The sequence below is a fragment of the Micromonospora sp. NPDC051924 genome, from assembly GCF_055586005.1.
The window spans coordinates 204,057-217,754 of sequence record NZ_JBVJJA010000001.1 but is presented as its reverse complement, the minus strand read 5'-3'; the positions used below and the strand labels follow the sequence as shown (position 1 = coordinate 217,754).

Annotated in this window: 14 protein-coding genes; 10 read left to right on the top strand and 4 right to left on the bottom strand. The window is 73.2% G+C overall.

Translation table 11 applies throughout. From position 1 onward, the window contains the following. The first annotated feature begins 55 nt into the window (after nucleotides 1-55). Both ACZ6S5_RS01100 and ACZ6S5_RS01095 read left to right on the top strand, forming a co-directional pair. Nucleotides 56-541, top strand: coding sequence for a SigE family RNA polymerase sigma factor (locus ACZ6S5_RS01100; protein WP_465996428.1), 486 nt, complete (start codon nucleotides 56-58; stop codon nucleotides 539-541). Next, nucleotides 538-1,599 (top strand): LCP family protein, encoded by a 1,062-nt coding sequence (locus tag ACZ6S5_RS01095; protein WP_465996427.1) that lies wholly within the window; start codon nucleotides 538-540, stop codon nucleotides 1,597-1,599. Before ACZ6S5_RS01100 ends, ACZ6S5_RS01095 begins: the two co-directional genes overlap by 4 nt. 36 nt (nucleotides 1,600-1,635) lie before the next feature. Here the strand turns inward: ACZ6S5_RS01095 and ACZ6S5_RS01090 are convergent, their stop codons facing one another. Next, complete coding sequence (locus tag ACZ6S5_RS01090; RefSeq protein WP_465996426.1) at nucleotides 1,636-1,848, bottom strand: hypothetical protein; 213 nt, start codon at nucleotides 1,846-1,848, stop codon at nucleotides 1,636-1,638. A gap of 169 nt (nucleotides 1,849-2,017) precedes the next feature. On the opposite strand from ACZ6S5_RS01090, the gene ACZ6S5_RS01085 reads away from it, so the two are divergent. Beyond that, nucleotides 2,018-2,401 (top strand): phage holin family protein, encoded by a 384-nt coding sequence (locus ACZ6S5_RS01085; protein ID WP_465996425.1) that lies wholly within the window; start codon nucleotides 2,018-2,020, stop codon nucleotides 2,399-2,401. Between the two features lie 131 nt (nucleotides 2,402-2,532). Beyond that, nucleotides 2,533-3,555: a class II fructose-bisphosphate aldolase gene (fbaA, locus tag ACZ6S5_RS01080; RefSeq protein WP_465996423.1), complete on the top strand. Its 1,023-nt coding sequence runs from the start codon at nucleotides 2,533-2,535 to the stop codon at nucleotides 3,553-3,555. Between the two features lie 57 nt (nucleotides 3,556-3,612). Here the strand turns inward: fbaA and ACZ6S5_RS01075 are convergent, their stop codons facing one another. Continuing rightward, nucleotides 3,613-4,824, bottom strand: a complete 1,212-nt coding sequence (locus ACZ6S5_RS01075; RefSeq protein WP_465996421.1) for an LOG family protein — start codon at nucleotides 4,822-4,824, stop codon at nucleotides 3,613-3,615. Between the two features lie 261 nt (nucleotides 4,825-5,085). Between ACZ6S5_RS01075 and ACZ6S5_RS01070 the strand changes: the two genes are divergently transcribed. Then, on the top strand, nucleotides 5,086-5,514 hold the full coding sequence (locus ACZ6S5_RS01070) for a DUF3151 domain-containing protein (protein ID WP_465996420.1): 429 nt from the start codon (nucleotides 5,086-5,088) through the stop codon (nucleotides 5,512-5,514). Nucleotides 5,515-5,563: 49 nt separating this feature from the next. Here ACZ6S5_RS01070 and ACZ6S5_RS01065 read toward each other — a convergent pair whose 3' ends face one another. Both ACZ6S5_RS01065 and ACZ6S5_RS01060 read right to left on the bottom strand, forming a co-directional pair. After that, the gene (locus ACZ6S5_RS01065; RefSeq protein WP_465996418.1) at nucleotides 5,564-7,300 is read right to left on the bottom strand and encodes a MinD/ParA family ATP-binding protein; all 1,737 of its coding nucleotides are present in this window, start codon (nucleotides 7,298-7,300) and stop codon (nucleotides 5,564-5,566) included. 75 nt (nucleotides 7,301-7,375) lie between these two features. Further along, nucleotides 7,376-8,374: a diacylglycerol kinase family protein gene (locus tag ACZ6S5_RS01060; RefSeq protein ID WP_465996416.1), complete on the bottom strand. Its 999-nt coding sequence runs from the start codon at nucleotides 8,372-8,374 to the stop codon at nucleotides 7,376-7,378. Nucleotides 8,375-8,496: 122 nt separating this feature from the next. Here ACZ6S5_RS01060 and ACZ6S5_RS01055 point away from each other — a divergent pair, with 122 nt between their 5' ends. From ACZ6S5_RS01055 to ACZ6S5_RS01035, 5 genes are all read left to right on the top strand, one after another. Next, nucleotides 8,497-9,786: an adenylosuccinate synthase gene (locus ACZ6S5_RS01055; protein ID WP_465996414.1), complete on the top strand. Its 1,290-nt coding sequence runs from the start codon at nucleotides 8,497-8,499 to the stop codon at nucleotides 9,784-9,786. A 189-nt stretch (nucleotides 9,787-9,975) separates the two neighbouring features. Then, entirely contained in the window at nucleotides 9,976-10,899 is a 924-nt protein-coding gene (locus ACZ6S5_RS01050) for a type IV toxin-antitoxin system AbiEi family antitoxin domain-containing protein (protein ID WP_465996412.1), read from the top strand. A gap of 91 nt (nucleotides 10,900-10,990) precedes the next feature. Continuing rightward, on the top strand, nucleotides 10,991-12,238 hold the full coding sequence (gene purD, locus ACZ6S5_RS01045; protein WP_465996410.1) for a phosphoribosylamine--glycine ligase: 1,248 nt from the start codon (nucleotides 10,991-10,993) through the stop codon (nucleotides 12,236-12,238). Nucleotides 12,239-12,332: 94 nt separating this feature from the next. Next, on the top strand, nucleotides 12,333-12,851 hold the full coding sequence (locus ACZ6S5_RS01040) for a SigE family RNA polymerase sigma factor (protein ID WP_465996529.1): 519 nt from the start codon (nucleotides 12,333-12,335) through the stop codon (nucleotides 12,849-12,851). Next, on the top strand, nucleotides 12,844-13,689 hold the full coding sequence (locus tag ACZ6S5_RS01035; RefSeq protein ID WP_465996408.1) for a hypothetical protein: 846 nt from the start codon (nucleotides 12,844-12,846) through the stop codon (nucleotides 13,687-13,689). The genes ACZ6S5_RS01040 and ACZ6S5_RS01035 overlap by 8 nt, the downstream gene beginning before the upstream one ends. Nucleotides 13,690-13,698: the final 9 nt, after the last annotated feature.

Genomic DNA, 13,698 nt, shown 5'->3' with positions numbered 1-13,698 from the left:
TCGCAATGTTCCGCCCGGCCGTACCCGTCAACAGGGCGGGACACCGGGAGGTGCAGTGACGTACGAGGAGTTCGCCGACGCGCGGCTGAGCACCCTGCTGCGGTACGCGGTCATGCTGACCGGCGATCCGCACCAGGCGCAGGACCTGGTGCAGGAGACCATGGTCCGGGTCCAGTTGAACTGGCGGCGGGTGGCCCGCAGCGACGCCCCGGAGCGGTACGTCCGCCGGATGCTCACCAACCAGTTCATCGACTGGCGACGGGGCTCGTGGGCGCGCCGGGTGCTGCTGCGCGGCGAGCCGGACGAGGCGGTGCCGGTACCGACCGACCACGCGCAGTCCGCCGTGGACCGTGACCAGGTCTGGTCCTGGCTGTCCCGGCTGCCCCGACGGCAGCGCGCCACGCTGGTGCTCCGCTACTACGAGGACCTGCCCGACGCGGAGATCGCCGAGATCCTCGGCTGCGCCGTCGGCACCGTGCGGTCCTGCATCTCCCGGGCGCTGGCCACCCTCCGAGCCGAGTACGTGGAGGTTCACTCATGATCGAGGACGACCTGCGGGCCGCCTTCGCGCGGCACGAGGCGCTAACCCCGCCGACCGCCCCGCTCCGCGCCGCCATCGACCGGACCGTGGTCCGCCGCCGGCGTCGCCGCCTGCGGCTCCGCCTCGCCGGTACCGCGATGGCGGTCGTCGCCGCCGCCCTGACCGGATTCACGGCGATGGCGCCGCGCCAGCCGGAGAGCGCGCACCTGCTCGGTGCGTCGGCCTCGCCGGCACCGACCGGAGCGCTGAACGTGCTGCTCGTCGGCGTCGACGGGAACGCCGACCGGAGCGCCCGGTTCGCCGACTCGGTCCTGCTGGTGCACGTCCCGGCCGACCGCAGCCGGCTCTATCTGGTCTCGCTTCCGCGCTATCTGGAGGTCACCGTCCCCGGCAAGGGCAAGCAACGGCTCAACGCGGCGTTCTCGTTCGGCGCCGGAGGGCCGCAACCGGACCTCGGCCGGGGCTACCGGGCCATCCGGGACGCGGTGGCGGACGCCCTCGGCGTACGGATCGACGCCGGCGGGGCGCTCACCTACCCGGCGGTGCGCAAGCTCACCGACGCCGTCGGCGGTGTACAGGTCTGCCTACCGCAGCGGGTCCGCTCGGTGCACACCGACCGGGTCTTCCCGGCCGGCTGCCAGCAGCTCGACGGCACCGCCTCGGTGGACCTGCTCCGCCAGCGGGCCCACCTGCCCGACGGCGTCCTCGACCGGGACCGCAACGCCGAGCGGTACGCGGCCGGCCTGCTCCACCGACTCCAGGATCGGGACACCTTCACCAACCCGCTCGTGCTCGACCAGTTGCTCCGGCACCTCAGCTCCGGGCTGGTCGCCGACACCGGCGACACCGCCCTGGCGACGCTGGGCTCGGTGGCGGCGAAGGCCGCGCACGCCGAGCCGGTCGGCGTCGTCCCGCCGGGCCTGCACGTGGAGAAGCAGGGGAGCTTCACCTTCCGGCTCGATCCCGCCCTCGGGCCGAGCTTCCTGACCGCGCTGCGGGACGACCGGCTCGGTGAGTGGGCCGCCGCCCACCCGGACCAGATCACCCCGTTGCGCTGACCCGGGGAGGGGCGGGAAGCGCCCCTCCCCGGCACGTCAGCGGTAGTCGTCCTCGTCGGCGGCGACCACCCGGGCCTGCTCCATCGCGTCCCAGTCGCCGACCTCCAGGCCGCGGTGCGGCTCACCGTCGCCGTCGTCCGGGGCCACCACCACGGCCTGCTCGACCGCGTCGGCCGGTTCCGCCTCCAGGTCCCGCTCCTCCGGAGCGAGGTGGTCGCTCGGGGCGAAGTCCTCGTCGGGCTGACCCATCGTCCCTCCCTGGATCTCGGTGCGGACAGTTACCACCACACCGTACGGCCTGGTGCCGGGCACCGCTCGGCGCCGGCCGATCCGGCGGGGCGGTCCGCCGCGGGACCGCGGCGCGGCGGAGTCGGCGGATTGTCCCGCCGGGCACCGTGCCCGGTGCGAGGATGACGAGGTGGGCTTCCTGATCCGACTGGTGATCACGGCGATCGCGTTGTGGATCACCACGCTGATCGTGCCCGGCGTGGCGGTGACCGGCCGGAACGGGGCGAACACCGCGCTCACCCTGCTCGGGGTGGCGCTCATCTTCGGTGTGGTCAACGCGGTGCTCAAGCCGGTCATCAAGGTGTTCGGCTGTGTGTTCTACCTGCTCACGCTCGGCCTGTTCGCGCTCGTGGTCAACGCCCTGCTGTTCCTGCTCACCGATTGGATCGCCCGGCAGCTGCACCTGCCGTTCCACGTCGACGGCTTCTGGGCCGCCTTCTGGGGCGCCATCGTGATGGCGGTGGTGAGCTGGCTGATCAGTGTCGCGGTGCCGGACCGCCTGGAGCGCTCGTGAGGGGCTTCCGGGTCGGTTGTGCCCGCCGCCACCTCCTACGGGATACTGCCCGCGGTGGACAGCGCGGTCCGGCGCACCCAAGGAAGACAGCGGCCTGCACGGCCGAGAGCGGTAAGTAAGGAGCGTTCGACATGCCCATCGCTTCCCCCGAGGCTTACGCGGAGATGCTGGACCGGGCCAAGGCCGGCCGGTTCGCGTACCCCGCGATCAACGTGACCTCCTCGCAGACGCTGAACGCGGCGCTCAAGGGCTTCGCCGACGCGGAGAGCGACGGCATCATCCAGGTCTCCACCGGCGGTGCGGAGTACCTCTCCGGCCCGTCCGTGAAGGACATGGTCAGCGGCTCTGTCGCGTTCGCCAAGTACGCCCACGAGGTGGCCAAGAACTACCCGGTCAACATCGCGCTGCACACCGACCACTGCCCCAAGGACAAGCTGGACAAGTTCGTCCGGCCGCTGATGGGCATCTCCCAGGAGCGGGTGAAGAACGGCGAGGAGCCGCTGTTCCAGTCGCACATGTGGGACGGCTCGGCCGTGCCGGTGGCCGAGAACCTCGAGATCGCCGAGCAGCTCCTCACCGAGGCCGCCAAGGGCAAGATCGTCCTCGAGATCGAGGTCGGCGTCGTCGGCGGCGAGGAGGACGGCGTCGAGAACGCCATCAACGAGAAGCTCTACACCACCGTCGACGACGGCCTGGCCATGGTCGAGGCGCTCGGCCTCGGCGAGAAGGGCCGCTACATGGCGGCGCTGACCTTCGGCAACGTGCACGGCGTCTACAAGCCGGGCAACGTCAAGCTCCGCCCGCAGGTGCTGCACGACATCCAGGTTGCGGTCGGCGCCAAGTACGGCAAGGAGAAGCCGCTCAGCCTGGTCTTCCACGGCGGTTCCGGCTCGCTGCTGTCGGAGATCCGCGAGGCGCTGGACTACGGCGTGGTGAAGATGAACATCGACACCGACACCCAGTACTGCTTCACCCGCCCGGTCGCGGACCACATGTTCCGCAACTACGACGGCGTGCTGAAGGTCGACGGCGAGGTCGGCAACAAGAAGATGTACGACCCGCGGGTCTGGGGCAAGGCCGCCGAGGCCGGCATGGCCGCCCGGGTCGTCGAGGCCTGCGAGGCGCTGCGCTCCACCGGCACCAAGATGAAGTGAGCTTGAAAGGAGGGGCCCCTTCCCGACAGACGCCTGTCGGGAAGGGGCCCCTTCGTTTCACCGGGTCAGCACCCGGACCGCCTCGCGGACGTCGTCGGTGAGGTGCACGGTGGCCGACAGGTCGCCGAACGGGGAGGCGGCGAAGAGCGGCCGCAGCAGCGACTCGACCGGCAGTTCCGTGGTCCAGTACGCCCGGTCCAGGAAGACGTACGCCCCGCTCGCCCCGTCGGTGCCGTAGTAGGTCTTGGTGGCCGCCTGGAACACCTCCTGCACCGTCCCGGCCCGGCCTGGCGCGAAGACGATCCCGCCCCGGGCCAGCCGCAGGATGGTGTCCTCCCGGATGGCGTTGGAGAAGTACTTGGCGATCCGCCCGGCGAAGAGGTTCGCTGGCTCGTGCCCGTACAGCCAGGTGGGGATGGCCAGGCCACCGGAGCGGGCCCACTCGGTGCCGGCGGCGGCCGGGCGCGGGGTGGGCAGCGTGGGGCCGGCCGCGTACCTCGCCCGGACCCGCAGCGCCACCTCCGTGTAGCGGTCGTGGTCGGTGAAGTCGGGCGCGGTGGCCAGCACGTCGATCGCCGCGGTCAGCTCCTCCGCCGGCCATGCGGCGAGGAACGCGCCCAGGTTGGCCGCCTCCATCACTCCCGGGCCGCCGCCGGTCACCACCAGCCGGTCGGCCCGCGCCAGCTCCCAGCCCAGCACCGCGGCCATCCGGTACGCGGCACTGCCGCGCGGCACCGCGTGCCCGCCCATCACGCCCACCACCGACTGCGGCCCGTGCACCGCCAGCCAGGCCCGGGTGGCGTCGGCCAGGGCGTTGTCCACCCCGTGGTCGTGCAGCCGCTGGCCGAGCGCCTCGCGGACGTCCGGCAGCGCCCCGCCGTGCGCCCGGAAGTGCGCGTACACCCGGGTGTCGTACATCCCGGCGAAGCCACCCTCGGCGAAGCCGGCGGCCAGGTCGTCGGGGGTGTAGAGGTGGGCCGGCTGGGTCGGGTAGGGCAGTCCGGAGAAGGGCGGGACCACGTTCGCGCCGCGCCGGACCAGGTCCGCGCCGACCTCCCGGTCGGCGAACCGGCAGCCCACGAAGAGGGTGCCGGCGACGTCGGCGGCGCGCAGGTCGGGTACGGGGTCGAGGTCGAGGCGGAGGCCCTGCACGGTCAGGCCGGCGAGGCTGCCCTCGGCCAGCCGCCGGTCGAACTCGGCCCGGGTCTCGATCTCGTCGATGCTGGTGTCGTGCGGCTCGATGACGTCCGCGGGAGGTGGGGTCGGCACCAGGTCATCCTGCCCACCCGGGGCAACCCGACAAACGCCCGCCGGACCGACAGGAGCCCGCCGGCCTGGCCGGCGGGCTCCTGCGTGACCGGGTCCTGGGGAGGCTCCGGACCATCAGTTGTAGTGGAAGACAACGCCAGGTGGCATGGGCCGCGGGTATCGGGCGCCGGGCCGCAGGCGTGACGAAACCCTCAGCCGTTCAGCCGAGCGGCTCGGCGAAGCCTCTCGCGGACCCCAGGGCGAAGCGGGTTGAATGGGGCGATGCAGAACCTGTTGCCTGAGCCACCGGCCACCCTCCTGCCCGCGCACGAGGAGGCCGACGCCGCGCTGGCCGCCGCCGCCGAGCAGGACACCGACGAGGCGTTCGCCGACGTCGCGGCCCGCTTCCCGAGCCACAGCGCGGCCTGGGGGGCGCTCGCCGCCCGCGCGTTCGCCGCGGGCCAGGTCGTCACGGCGTACGCGTACGCGCGTACCGGCTACCACCGGGGCCTGGACCAGCTGCGGCGCAGCGGCTGGAAGGGCCACGGCCCGGTGCCCTGGTCGCACAAGCCCAACCGGGGCTTCCTCCGCTGCCTCTACGTGCTGTCCCGTGCGGCGGGCGAGATCGGCGAGGCGGACGAGGCGGCGCGGTGCGCCCAGTTCCTCCGCGACTGCGACCCGGCCGCCGCGGACGCCCTCTCCAGCCGCTGACCGGCGCGCGACGGCCGGCCCCGCGGTGGGCCGGCCGCCGCGTGTACGGCTACAGCCCTTCCGCCACCGCTGCGGCGATCTTGAGCCACGCGTCCCGGGTGGCCGAGGAGAGCTGGCCGTACCGGATCGGTTCGCCGGTGTCGATGAGCCGCTCGTACGGCGCCAGCAGCACCGCCCGGGTCCGGGCGGCGAAGTGCTCCTGGATCGCCGGCAGGTCGATCTCCTTGCGGGACGGCGGCATGGACACCACCGTCACCGCCTGTCGGACCAGCCGCTGCCGGCCGCTCTGCTCCAGATGGTCGAGCATCCGGGCGGCGGTCTCCGCCGAGTCGTTCCGGGCCGACATGGTGACCACGAGCTGGTCGGTGGCGTCCATCGCCGCCTGCCAGTTCTGCGCCCGCACGTTGTTCCCGGTGTCCACGAAGATCAGCTTGTAGAACCGGCTGACCACCTCGCGGATCTCGGCGAAGGCGGCGGCGGTGAGCATCTCCCCGCCGGTGGCCGACTCGTCCGAGGCGAGCACGTCGAACATCCCCTCGCCCTGCGAGCGGACGTACTGCGAGAGGTCGCCGACCCGGCCGTGCGGTCCCTGGAACTGGGCGAGGTCGCGCAGCATGTCGCGGACCGTACGGGAGTGGAAGTCCTGCTGGGCCCGCATGCCCAGGGTGCCCTGGGTCTCGTTGTTGTCCCAGGCCAGCACGTACCCGCCGCGCTTCTGGCCGAAGGTCATCGCGAGCAGCAGGATGGCGACCGTCTTGCCGGCGCCGCCCTTCGGGTTGACCACGGTCACCTGGCGCAGTCCGCCGAAGTTGCGCCGGACCATCTCGATGTCCCGCTTGAGTTCCTGTTCGTGCCGTCCCGGCGGAAGCCGGACCAGCCCGATCCGGTTCACCACCGCGCGTACGCCCATGGTGGCCACCGGGTCGGCCGGCCTGGCCTGGCGGCGCCGGGCGAAGTCCTCGGCCGTCGGCGTTGGCCCGGTCTCCGGCGTCCGGCCCGGCTCCGGGTATCCCGCCGGTACCGGCGGCGGCGTGGCCGGCTGCCGCGGCCCGGGGGCGCCGGGCTGCCGCGGCCCGGCCTGCTGCGGTGGACCCGGTTGGGGGGCGCCCGTCTGGGGCCGGACCGGCGGGTACCAGCCCGGCGCCCCGGCCGCCTGCGGGGGCGGGTACGGCGACTCACCCGGATAGCCCGGCTGGCCGTTCCCGTAGGGCGACGGCTGACGCGGCACTCCCGGCGCGGGCGGGAACGGCCCGAGCCGCGGCGGTGCGGGGGTGGCCTCCTCCGCCGGCCCGGCCGCGTCGGTGGAGGGTTCGGGCGTACCGCCGTTCGACCGCTGCGGGGGCTGCGCCCAGGGCGACTCGGTCCGGCCATGGGCCGGAGCGCCGTTCTCGCCGTCCGCGCCGGTGGCGGGCTGGTCGAGGGTGAACGGGAGGTCCAGGTCGACCGCGGGCGCCGGGCGCGGGGCCGGCACGCCGTCGGCGGCTCGCGTCTCGTCCGGGGGTGGTCCGGCGGCCGCCGGTTCGACCGGGACCGGGCCGGCGGCGGCGACCTGCGGCCCTGATCCATCGGTCGGGTCGATCGGCGGCGGGGGCCAGGGCGTGGACGGGGGCGTGGCCGGGGTGACCGGGATCGGCCAGGCGGGCGCGCCGGGCTGGGCGGGCGTCGCACACGGCGGGGTGGTCGTGGTCGGGTCGAGCTGCTCGGGCGGCCAGAGCGGTTCGATGTCCCGCTCCGGCACCTGCGATTGGCCCGGTACGTGGGCCCGGTCGGCGTTCTCGTGCACCACGGTTCCTCCCCATTCCTCCCGCCGAGGATAGGCCGTCCGGTTCGCCGGGCGGCCCGATCGGGGGATCGACGGGGGTCAGGACGTCCAGGCCGCCCAGGCGCCCGGTTCGATCCACCAGGACCGCTTCCGGGTCAGCTCGCCCTCGACGCCGTCGTCGAGGAAGGGCACCTTCTCGTCGCGCGGCACGACCGCCGCCGCCCGGCCCCGGGCGCGGCGCACCTCGAGTCGTACCTTCTTCCTGCCCAACGCGGACCGGGTGACCACCGAGACGGCCACCGCCACCTCCACCCGGCCGTCGGCCGGGTCCGGGTCCGCCAGCAGCGTCACGTCGTCCAGCCGCGCGTACCCGCCGGCGTTGCCGATCGCGCAGGCCAGGATCGGCTCGTCGCCGTACGAGAGGACGGCGTCGTCCACCTCGACCCGGGCCCGCCAGTGCAGCGGCCGGCCCGCGTCGTCGGCCGCGCCGAGCAGCGCGCCGTCCAGGGTCACCGAACCGCCGTCGTTGCGCAGCAGGTCGAGCCGGCGGGGCGTGCCGTTCAGCACCGCCGCGGCCACCGCTGCCGGGTCGCGGGGCAGCCCGAGCTGCGCGGCCAGATCCCGCGCCGTGCCGGTCCGGGCCGGATCGAGCGGGAGTACGCCGACCGGGGGCAGGTCGGGGACGGTCCGGTTGCCGGGCAGGTCCGCCGGCCGGCGGCTGGGCGGCGGAGCGTACCGCCGGACCAGCCGGCGGAGCACGGCGCGCAACTGCCCGTCACTGGCCGTAGCGACCACGAGTCGGGTCTTGGAGTCCGGGTCCGGCCAGGTGAGGCCGTCCGCACGCGGCGGCCCGTCGAGCCGGGCCAGCACCTCGTCGATCTCGGCGTCCGAGCGGGCGGTGACCGTCGCGACCCGGGCACCCCGGGCGGTCAGCGCGTCCGCGCAGGCCAGCACCGGTACGCGCGGCGTCTCGCAGCGCTCCTCGGACTGCTCGCCGGCCGCCTCGGCGGCGCCACCGCAGCAGGCTCCACCGCTGCCGCAGCCCCCGCCGGCAGCGTCCCGCTCCGAGCCGAGGGTGAGCAGCACCACGTCGTACACGAAGGAGCCTCCTGCTTCTCGACGAACCCCTGCCGGTCCCGCCGTCACTACTTGTTAGCCTGACACCCCGGGCTCGCCAACCGGTCGCCACCTGGCACCCGAGCCTTCTGGAGGCGGAGAAGATGCCAGCGATCGTGCTCATCGGCGCTCAGTGGGGCGACGAGGGCAAGGGCAAGGTTACCGACCTGCTGGGTGAGCGGGTCGACTACGTCGTGCGCTACTCCGGCGGCAACAACGCCGGTCACACGGTGATCACCCCGGACGGCCAGAAGTACGCGCTGCACCTCATGCCGTCCGGCGCGCTCTCGCCGAACGCGATGATCGTGATCGGCAACGGCGTGGTGGTCGACCCGAAGGTGCTGCTGGAGGAGATCGACGGCCTCTCGGAGCGGGGCGTGGACGTCTCCCGGCTGCGCATCTCCGGTGACGCGCACCTGATCATGCCGCACCACCGGGCGCTGGACCGGGTGGTCGAGCGCTACCTCGGCTCCTCCCGGATCGGCACGACCGGCCGGGGCATCGGCCCCGCGTACGGCGACAAGGTCGCCCGGATGGGCATCCGGATCCAGGACCTGCTCGACCCCGGCATCCTGCGCAAGAAGCTGGAGCTGGCGCTCCGCGAGAAGAACCAGCTGCTGTTCAAGGTCTACAACCGCAAGGCGATCGACGTCGACGCGACGATCGAGGAGTACCTCGGCTACGCCGAGCGGCTCAAGCCGTACATCGCGGAGACCCGGGGCATGCTCTGGGACGCGCTGGACCAGGGCAAGACGGTGCTGCTGGAGGGTGCCCAGGCCACCATGCTCGACATGGACCACGGCACGTACCCCTTCGTCACCTCGTCGAACCCGACGGCCGGTGGCGCGTGCGTGGGCGCGGGCATCCCGCCGACCGCGATCACCAAGGTCATCGCGGTGAGCAAGGCGTACACCACCCGGGTGGGCTCCGGCCCCTTCCCCACCGAGCTCTTCGACGACAACGGCCAGCACCTGGTCAAGGTCGGCCGTGAGTACGGCACCACCACCGGCCGGGAGCGCCGCGCCGGCTGGTTCGACGCCGTGGTCGCCCGGTACGCGTCCCGCCTGAACGGTGTCACCGACCTGGTGGTCACCAAGCTGGACGTGCTCACCGGCCTGCCCAAGGTGCCGATCTGCGTCGGGTACGAGATCAACGGCAAGCGCGTCGACGACATGCCGATGACGCAGACCGACTTCCACCACGCCACGCCGGTCTACGAAGAGCTCGACGGCTGGTGGGAGGACATCACCAAGGCGCGCACCGAGGACGAACTCCCCGAGAACGCCCGCCGCTACATCGCCCGCATCGAGGAACTCTGCGGCACCAAGGTCAGCGTCGTAGGCGTAGGCCCCGGCCGCGAAGAAAACGTCGTCCGCCACCCCCTCCTCCCCTAACCCCCACCCCACCCCCCCCGGGCCGGCCCATCCCCCGGGGCCGCCGGCTCGATGCGGTGATCAAGAAGTTTGCGTCATATTCGGCGCGGATCCTGACGCAAACTTCTTGATCAACATGGATCGGGTCGGTTGTCCACAGGGTTGTCCACAGGGATGGTGGGGCGGCCGGGGACTGGGCAGGCTGGGCGGGTGGGTGATCGCGAGCTGTTGCAGCGGCTGGCCGGCCGCCAGGGTGGTGTGGTGACCGCGTCCCAGGCGCTGACCGCGGGCTTCAGCCGGGATCAGGTCCGTCACCTGGTTCGGTCGGGTCGGTGGCGAAGAGTGGCGCGCGGCTGTTTCGTTCCGGGGCCTGCTTCCGACGTGGGGGCATTGCGCTGGGCACGTGTTCGCGCGGCGGTGACCAGTGTCGGCCCTGATGCTGTCGCTGTTCTGGGCACCGCTGCAGAGGTCCATCGGATGAACGGCCTCAGACCGTCGCCCAAGGTCCATGTGTCGGTTCCTCCGGGTCGCCCCCGGCCGCAACGGTCCACCGACCCCGACCTGGTGATCCACCAACTCGTCCTCGGCCCGGCCGAGGTCTGCACGGTTGCCGGCGTTCCGGTCACGACTCCGGTCCGTACTGTGGCCGACGTCCTGCTGCGCACGGACCGCTACCCGTCGGTGTGCGTCGTTGATTCCGCGCTCAACCGGCAGCTCCTGACCGAGCACGATCTGCCCCTGGTGCTGGCGCTCATCGCGGGACGGCGTGGCGCGGTCGCGGCCCGCAGATACCTGGCCGAGGCGGACGGCCGTGCGCAGTCGCCGTTGGAGACCCGTACCCGGTTGCGGTGCGTGGACGGCGGGGTGCCGCCCGATGCGCTGCAACTCGAAGTCCGCGACGACGACGGCTACCTGCTCGGCATCGGAGACCTGGGCTGGCGTGGCGGCAGGGTGATCGCCGAGGCCGACGGCGGCGGCCCGCACCGCATACCAGCGGCGCTCTTCGACGATCGTCGTCGGCAGAACCGCCTGGTCAACGCCGGCTGGTCGGTCCTCCGCTTCACCTGGTCCGACACCCTCCGCCCCGACTACATCCCGGAAACCGTCCGACGCGCCCTGCGGCGGAATCGTTGATCAAGGAGTTTGCGTCTGCGGAGTTCCGAAAATGAGACGCAAACTTCTTGATCAACGGGGGTGGGTGGGGTGGTCAGTAGGATGCGGGGTCGTGCGGGTACTTCTTGTGGGTGGTGGCGGGCGGGAGCATGCGCTCGCGCTCGGGCTGGCTGCCGATCCGTCGGTCGAAGCGCTGGTCGCGGCGCCGGGCAATCCGGGCATCGCGGCGGTGGCCGAGCTGCGGGAGGTGAACCCGACCGATCCGGCGTCCGTCGCGGCGCTCGCCGTCGAGGTGGGCGCCGACCTGGTGGTGGTCGGACCGGAGGCGCCGCTGGTGGCCGGGGTCGCCGACGCGGTACGCGCCAAGGGCATCGCGGCGTTCGGCCCGTCGGCCGAGGCGGCCCGGCTGGAGGGCTCGAAGGCGTTCGCCAAGGACGTGATGACCGCGGCCGGCGTACCCACCGCGCGGGCGTACACCTGCGCCGACCCGGAGAGCGTCGCGACGGCGCTGGACGAGTTCGGCGCGCCGTACGTGGTGAAGAACGACGGGCTGGCCGCCGGCAAGGGCGTCGTGGTCACCGACGACCGGGCGGTCGCCGCCGCGCACGCGGCCGAGTGCGGCCGGGTGGTGATCGAGGAATACCTGGCCGGGCCCGAGGTCTCCCTCTTCGTGGTCACCGACGGCGTGGCCGCCCTGCCGCTGCTGCCGGCCCAGGACTTCAAGCGGGTCGGTGACGGCGACAGCGGCCCGAACACCGGCGGCATGGGGGCGTACGCGCCGCTGCCCTGGGCGCCGCCGAACCTCGTCGACGAGGTGATGCGCGACGTCGTGCACCCGACGCTGGCTGAGCTGCGCCGCCGGGGTGCCCCCTTCGCCGGCCTGCTCTACGTCGGCCTGGCGATCACCACGGCCGGCCCTCGCGTGATCGAGTTCAACGCCCGCTTCGGTGACCCGGAGACCCAGGTCGTCCTTGCGCTGCTGGAGACCCCGCTGGCCGGGCTGCTGCAGGTCGCCGCCACCGGCACGCTCGCGGCGCACCCGCCGCTGCGCTGGCGGGACGGCGCGGCGGTCACCGTGGTGGTGGCGGCCGCAGACTACCCGGCGGCCCCGCGCACCGGCGACCCGATCACCGGCGCCGACCGGCCGGGCGTCATCCACGCCGGCACCCGCCGGGACGCCGACGGCACGCTCCGCTCCGCCGGGGGCCGGGTCCTCTGCGCCACGGCCACCGGCGTTGACCTGGCCGCCGCCCGGGACGCCGCCTACGACCTGGTACGCGGCATCGAGCTGGCCGACTCGCACCATCGCACCGACATCGCCGCGGCGGCGGTCGAGGGCCGGATCACCGTTCCCGGCTGACGTCGGCCGGCCGCGGGCGCGGCCCCTTCCTCCGGCCAGGCAACCTCCGACCCCGCCGCCTCCGTTTGAGCGGTGAGGTGAGGAGGTGGCGGGATTGCCTGCCGACATCGACGGCTACCGCGAGTACGTCACGGCGCGGCTGGAGCCGCTGCGCCGGACGGCGTACCTGCTCTGCGGCGACTGGCACACGGCCGACGACCTGGTGTCGACGGCGCTGGTGAAGCTGCTGCGGCACTGGCGGCGGGTGTCCGTCATGGAGAGCCCCGACGCGTACGTGCGGCGTACCCTGCTGCGCGTCTGGCTCGACGAGCGCCGCCGGCCCTGGCGGCGGGAGTCGGCGTGGGCGGAGGTACCGGACCGCGCCGTCCGCGCGGACACGGACGACACGGTGGAGCGCCTCGCCATCCTCGCCCTGCTCGCCGAGCTGCCCCCGCGCCGTCGGGCGGTGCTCGTGCTCCGCTACTTCTGCGACCTCTCCGTCGAGGAGACCGCTCGCGAGCTCGGCTGCAGTCCGGGGACCGTGAAGAGCCAGGCGGCGCGGGCGATCGAGGCGCTCCGGGACCGCCTCCTCGGCGTTCCGGTCACAACTCGGGAGGCACGTACCAATGGATGAGATCTCGAACCAGCTGCAGGCCGCCGTGACCGACGCGCCACCGACCCGGATCGACGTCGACCACCTGATCCGGTCCGAGTTGCGTCGCCGTCGCCAACGATCGTGGGTCCTGAGCGGGACGGGTGTGGCGGCAGTCGTCGCCGCGATCGCGATCACGCCCACCCTGTTCGCCGGGGCACCGGCACCTCTGTCGGCGGCACCCGCCGGTCCGCCCACCGTCGCGCCCTCCACCGGTGTGCGTCTCTGCACCCGTGTGAGCCCGAAACCGAGCGGTCCGGAGACGCCGGTCGAGACGTACGACACGGTGCGCCCCCGGCCGACGGAGGACCCGGCCGCGGCCGTCGCGCGGCTGACCGGTGCGTTCCGGGACGGCCTGCGGCAATGGTTGCCCGCCGGCGTACGCGTCGAGTCGCTGCAGCCGGGGTGCGCCAAGCCGCAGTTCCAGTACCACCCCCGCTACCGGGAGTACGACGTCGGCGCGGCGCTGCGACGGGGCACGGAGCGCGGCCTGTTCTCGCTCAACTTGAGGCCGAGCGCCCAGGACGGGACCATCCCCGACTGCTCACGCTGGATGAAGCCGGGGGACTGCGAGATCGTCCACTACCAGGACGGCTCGGTGGCGGCGCAAAGTCGCATGGATGCGGGGCCGGGCCAGGTACAGCTGTCGTTGTGGCTGGCGCGCCCGGACGGGACCACGGTGTGGGTCATCACCAACAACTTCCGCAACGACGTGGTCGACGGACAGATGGTGAGCACGAAGACGGCTGAGGCGCCGCTGCTCAGCATGGACCAGCTTGCCGCCGTCGCCCTGTCGCCCGGGTTGACCCTCTATCCCTGACCCGGGGGC

Bases quoted from the DNA above. Each gene is read 5' to 3' on its own strand.
- ACZ6S5_RS01095 (WP_465996427.1), top strand. From the start codon at position 538: ATGATCGAGGACGACCTGCGGGCCGCCTTCGCGCGGCACGAGGCGCTA.
- ACZ6S5_RS01090 (WP_465996426.1), bottom strand. From the start codon at position 1,848: ATGGGTCAGCCCGACGAGGACTTCGCCCCGAGCGACCACCTCGCTCCG.
- fbaA (WP_465996423.1), top strand. From the start codon at position 2,533: ATGCCCATCGCTTCCCCCGAGGCTTACGCGGAGATGCTGGACCGGGCC.
- ACZ6S5_RS01070 (WP_465996420.1), top strand. From the start codon at position 5,086: ATGCAGAACCTGTTGCCTGAGCCACCGGCCACCCTCCTGCCCGCGCAC.
- ACZ6S5_RS01055 (WP_465996414.1), top strand. From the start codon at position 8,497: ATGCCAGCGATCGTGCTCATCGGCGCTCAGTGGGGCGACGAGGGCAAG.
- ACZ6S5_RS01035 (WP_465996408.1), top strand. From the start codon at position 12,844: ATGGATGAGATCTCGAACCAGCTGCAGGCCGCCGTGACCGACGCGCCA.